The sequence below is a fragment of the Halochromatium salexigens genome, assembly GCF_016653295.1.
Classification (GTDB): Bacteria; Pseudomonadota; Gammaproteobacteria; order Chromatiales; family Chromatiaceae; genus Lamprobacter; species Lamprobacter salexigens.
The window spans coordinates 1-4,190 of record NZ_NHSF01000004.1 but is presented as its reverse complement, the minus strand read 5'-3'; the positions used below and the strand labels follow the sequence as shown (position 1 = coordinate 4,190).

Annotated in this window: 6 protein-coding genes and 2 pseudogenes; 2 read left to right on the top strand and 6 right to left on the bottom strand. The window is 63.2% G+C overall.

Annotation, left to right across the window (positions count from 1 at the left end):
* Positions 1–177: 177 nt before the first annotated feature.
* Together CCR82_RS00120 and CCR82_RS00115 are read left to right on the top strand one after the other, a co-directional pair.
* A complete protein-coding gene (locus CCR82_RS00120; protein ID WP_201243176.1) occupies positions 178–501 on the top strand; it encodes a CBS domain-containing protein in 324 nt (107 codons plus the stop codon).
* A 120-nt stretch (positions 502–621) separates the two neighbouring features.
* Complete coding sequence (locus CCR82_RS00115) at positions 622–879, top strand: hypothetical protein (protein WP_201243178.1); 258 nt, start codon at positions 622–624, stop codon at positions 877–879.
* Between the two features lie 174 nt (positions 880–1,053).
* Here the strand turns inward: CCR82_RS00115 and CCR82_RS00110 are convergent, their stop codons facing one another.
* The 6 genes and pseudogenes from CCR82_RS00110 to CCR82_RS00085 all read right to left on the bottom strand — a co-directional run bounded on the left by CCR82_RS00110 (position 1,054) and on the right by CCR82_RS00085 (position 4,044).
* Complete coding sequence (locus CCR82_RS00110) at positions 1,054–1,506, bottom strand: MBL fold metallo-hydrolase (protein WP_201243175.1); 453 nt, start codon at positions 1,504–1,506, stop codon at positions 1,054–1,056.
* A gap of 350 nt (positions 1,507–1,856) precedes the next feature.
* A pseudogene (locus tag CCR82_RS19195) lies at positions 1,857–1,931 on the bottom strand (hypothetical protein); the annotation flags it as partial.
* 21 nt (positions 1,932–1,952) lie between these two features.
* The gene (locus tag CCR82_RS00100; protein ID WP_201243174.1) at positions 1,953–2,504 is read right to left on the bottom strand and encodes a sensor histidine kinase; all 552 of its coding nucleotides are present in this window, start codon (positions 2,502–2,504) and stop codon (positions 1,953–1,955) included.
* A gap of 442 nt (positions 2,505–2,946) precedes the next feature.
* The gene (gene tnpB / locus CCR82_RS00095; protein ID WP_201243173.1) at positions 2,947–3,300 is read right to left on the bottom strand and encodes an IS66 family insertion sequence element accessory protein TnpB; all 354 of its coding nucleotides are present in this window, start codon (positions 3,298–3,300) and stop codon (positions 2,947–2,949) included.
* Positions 3,297–3,605, bottom strand: a pseudogene (gene tnpA / locus CCR82_RS00090) (IS66 family insertion sequence element accessory protein TnpA); the annotation flags it as partial. The pseudogene tnpA and the gene tnpB, both read right to left, overlap by 4 nt.
* A gap of 127 nt (positions 3,606–3,732) precedes the next feature.
* Positions 3,733–4,044 (bottom strand): transposase, encoded by a 312-nt coding sequence (locus tag CCR82_RS00085; RefSeq protein ID WP_242513124.1) that lies wholly within the window; start codon positions 4,042–4,044, stop codon positions 3,733–3,735.
* Positions 4,045–4,190 lie beyond the last annotated feature (146 nt).

Below are 4,190 nucleotides of genomic sequence, written 5' to 3'. Positions count from 1 at the left end.
GGCGTCAAACTCACCAAGAAGGCCATGCGAGAGGTCGAAGCGCGGCTACTGCGCAACCCCGATCTGCCGAAGTGGGATATCTTGATCAAGCCTGCCTGCTCGGTATAACTGTTTCTGGAAATCACCTCAGCGATTCAGCGCAACTAGATCGATCCCGAGGCATCGGTTTCTCGCGTCATGACCACCGGGGTGGAGCTTCGCTATACCGACGACGATGTCGACAAGGCTGCGACGCTGATGGAGCAGCAGCAGATCCGCCGTTTGATCGTGGTTGACCGAACCGAGCGCAGTGTCGGCGTCGTCTCGCTCGGCAATCTCGCCACCCGCGCTGATCAGGCCCAGCTCAGCGGCGAGGCGCTCAGAAGTCTCCCAGCCGCCACATTAGCTCAGCCAGGGCGAGTGGCAAGACGCTGGGACAACAGCTTGAGCAATAACGAAGCGCGGCGGTGCAATGCAGGTAGCCGTGATTGGGCTTGCACCTTTGAGAATCAGGCGCGGTGATCGAACAGAAATGCTGATCCGCTTCGGCATGCGAATGCCAGAACGCTCCGGTTTGCTGGTCAGGGTGCGGATCGTCAACGGCGGCCTTTCCTGGGGCCGCTTCCGTTTGAGGTGGTCGGCGTGCCTGTCGATGCCAAGTCCGCAGCAGTTCGTTTCGATGGACTCTGGTTCGCCGGTCTCCTGAGCAACAAGCAACGCAAGGATGCCACCCATCACCTGCGTCGCATGGTCCATGGCCTTGGACGCTCGATCATCGATCTGGAGCGCCGCGCGCGCGAGTCGGCACGGCGCGCGGGTAAAACTTTCTGCCAAACGCCTACCGCCCGCCTCCATGGCGCTCGCTATCCGGGGCCATTGTTCCACAGCCGTTGTGGATAACCCTGTGCGCAGTCCCGGTGACAGGTCCAAAAGCATCCGCCGAATCAATCGCTGCGGCCGGAATGGTCAGTACATGACCAGCATTGCGGTCTGCTCGCAGCAGGCGGCAGATCGCTTGCCAACACACTCGCAAAGCGCTCAGCTTGCAGCAATCCTGAGCCGCGAGGGCGCCGATCAAAGCTCCAGTCGGCGCCCGACCCCACCGCTCACGCAGTGCTCACCATAGGCTTGCTCGAACGCCACGATTGCCGCATCGCCGGTGCAATGCGTCGGCAGGACATCAGTCACCCCGAGCGCCTGCAAGGCCTGCACGGAGCGGGCGATCTCGGCATCGTCGGCATCCATCAGATGAAAGCCACCGATCGCCCAGCTGATCGGCCGACCGAGCAGCAACCGGCCCCACTCGACGATCTGCTCCATGCCCGGATGGGCACAGCCACTGATGGCCATGGTGACCCCACCCAGGTTGAGGATCAGCGCCTGTTCCGGCGGCTGACTGTCGAGCAGACCGGTGGAGAACAGACCAGGCACGAGGGTCTGCGGCTCGGCACCAACGACGATGACCTCGCGGCAGAGGCCGTGCAGGTCGTGGATCAGGTGTTTGGAGAAGCCCCCGTGCAGAACCACACTCTGAGCGACCTGCAAGCCTGCGAGGGCGGTCTCAGTCTGGGTTATCTCGATGCCGATGGCAGGTTTGTCGAGACAACATTCAAGCTCGGTGGTGCAGCGGCCGCGATCGCTGAGGTCGCGGACGTCGTTCGTCCTTGAGCATCCGCGGGCATTGCCACCCCACCTCAGGCCAAGTCAACAGTCCGGCCCAGGCAGGTCGACGCGTGCTGGACCGCCAGGCTGCTGCGCCAGATCCGCTATGAGCGGGCGCCGGCTTGGGCCAGGCCCTGCTCGGTCAGTTGCTGGCAGTAATCGGCCACCGCGCGGGCGCTGTCTGGATGCAGCAGCCACTGAACTCGGCGCTGGCATCAGCACTCCAAACGCCCAGCCTGAAAGTCCAACACCGCCTGATCGATCTCTTGACGGCGGTTCATCACGAACGGCCCGCACCGGCAGGCTCCTTGTCACAGCAGCAATCGCGCAACAGTCCCAGCATCTACTGTCGATTCGAGCGAAAACGCCCAATGATGCGCCGCGGCCACCCGCCGCACATAGGCCACCCCCAGGCCATTGCCGGTGTCTTTGGTCGAGAAGAACGGCTTGCCAATGCGCGCAAGCACCTCCGGCGGGATCGGCCGCCCGCCATTGCGCACCTCGATCATCGGGCTCGCCTTGCCAGGCTGCCGAGCGGTACGCAGGAACACCGGGTCGCCGGCTGCCACCGCCTCGCAGGCATTGACGACGAGGTTGATCAGGACCTCGCGCAACTGCGCTTGATCGGCTTGGATCTCGGTCTCCGGCAACCCCAAGTCGACCTGCAGCCGGCGATCCGCAACACTCGGCAGCGCTTGCAGCGATGGCAGCAGCGCCTGAATCAGCGCATCGAGCGCGACCGGCTCGGGAGAGGCGGTGCGACGGCCGGCATAGGCCAGCACGTCCTCGAGCAGCCGGCCGAGCCGATCGGACTCGCGTTGCGCCAGGTTCAGCCGTTTGATCGCCGGGGTGCTGCCTGTCAAAGATGTGAAAATCGGCCATCCTCCCCAGATCAACACCACGCATGACAAGGGGATCGACGATGCCAGCTGAATTGATCAACCGCACGGGCCATCACGTCACGCTGCAGATCACCGTGGATCTGAGCGGTACGCTCTTGGAAGCTGAAGGTCGCATTCAAGAGGCCTGCAACGCCCTTGGTCAGTTGGCCACCGCCGAAGCGCTGAGCCGTTTTGACACCGACGGCTCGCCGCTGATGACGGGCGCGATCAAGTGGACCAAACGCTCTACGGCACCCAAAAGGTCTATCAGACCCCCTACGGGGCCATCCAGGTTGAGCGCAACGTCTACCAGACGTCGAAGGGCGGACGGATCGATTGTCCACTGGAGGAGCGTGCGCGCCTCATCCGTTTGCATGGTCGCTATTATACTTGTTTTGCTCGATAAAACGAAGACTTATCGCACTCAAATCAGGTCAAACTGAGCCCGTTTGTGGGCCTGCACACGGCCCGGCTCGAGCCCGTCGAGCAGCCAGCTCAATTCGCGCAGCGAGAGTTCAACCGGGCCGTCCGTGGCGCGCTGAGGCCACCAGAACCGCTGCCGCTCCAGGCGCCGATACCAGAGCCAAAAGCCGTTGGTGTGATAGAACAGAATCTTGAGCTTGTCGCGTCCTCGGTTGCAGAAGACAAAGACATGGCATGAGAAGGGATCGGCTTGAAGTACATCGATGACCAGTGCGGCGAGGCCGTCGATCTGCTTGCGCATGTCCGTTGATCCCGCGGCCAGGTAGACCTTGGTGTGGGCGTCGAGGCTGATCATGCCGCACCCGGTGTCTGCAACAGGTCGACGACCTGCCCCAGGGTGCGCGGGTCGCAGCCAGCGGCGATCTCCAGGCGCAGTCCGTTGGTGAACACCACCGTTAGCGCGGCGCCCACCTCCTGGCTGGGCGGCGTGGGGCGATCGGCGAGCCGCACGGGTAGGAGTGTCGCCGGCTGCAGCTCCTCGGCGCTCAAGGATGACTTGCTGGTTTGCGTCTCTTGGCGCAGGCGCTCGCGCCAACGGTGGAAGGTGCTCACGGCGATGCCGTGGCGTCGGCAGTACGCGGCTTGCGGGCGGCCAGCCTTGCACCAGCTCGCGCCATTGAGCGGGCGTGCGTCGCTTCTCGGCCATGCCCAGTCCTCGTGTTACTCTGACTAGGCGCTAGGGTGCAAGCAGCGCCGGCGATCGTATAGGAGGTAATTCGCCGGACGGTTACGGCTGTTCGGGTGGCGGCTTGCGCTGGGTGACCAGATAGACCGCCTTCCATTCCTCATCGGCGAAGACCGTATCGCAGGGCCTCTCTGGACAGTCACGCCCGAGCATGGTCAGGTACAACACCCGCCAGGCGATGATCATGTAGAAGGCTAGCGCAGGCTCCAAGCGCTCGCGCTTTTCCAGTTGCAGCTCCTCGATCCGGCAGCCGCTTTTGAGCACCTTGAAGTAGATCTCAACCTGCCATCTGCAGAGATACCATAGAAGCTTTTCGCTCGCCTGCTCGGCGGTCTCGACCGCCAGATTGGTCAACAGCACCCACTCCAGTGGGCACGGCAAATCCGTTCTAACCAGCGGTCGCCAATCGGGCGTCGTGGGGTGGGGAATTTGCCGTCATGCCCAGATAATCGAAGACGCGGCGGACCTTGCGCGCGAGCTTATCGATGGTCGCAGCCACG

Bases quoted from the DNA above. Each gene is read 5' to 3' on its own strand.
- tnpB (WP_201243173.1), bottom strand. From the start codon at position 3,300: ATGATCAGCCTCGACGCCCACACCAAGGTCTACCTGGCCGCGGGATCA.
- CCR82_RS00120 (WP_201243176.1), top strand. From the start codon at position 178: ATGACCACCGGGGTGGAGCTTCGCTATACCGACGACGATGTCGACAAG.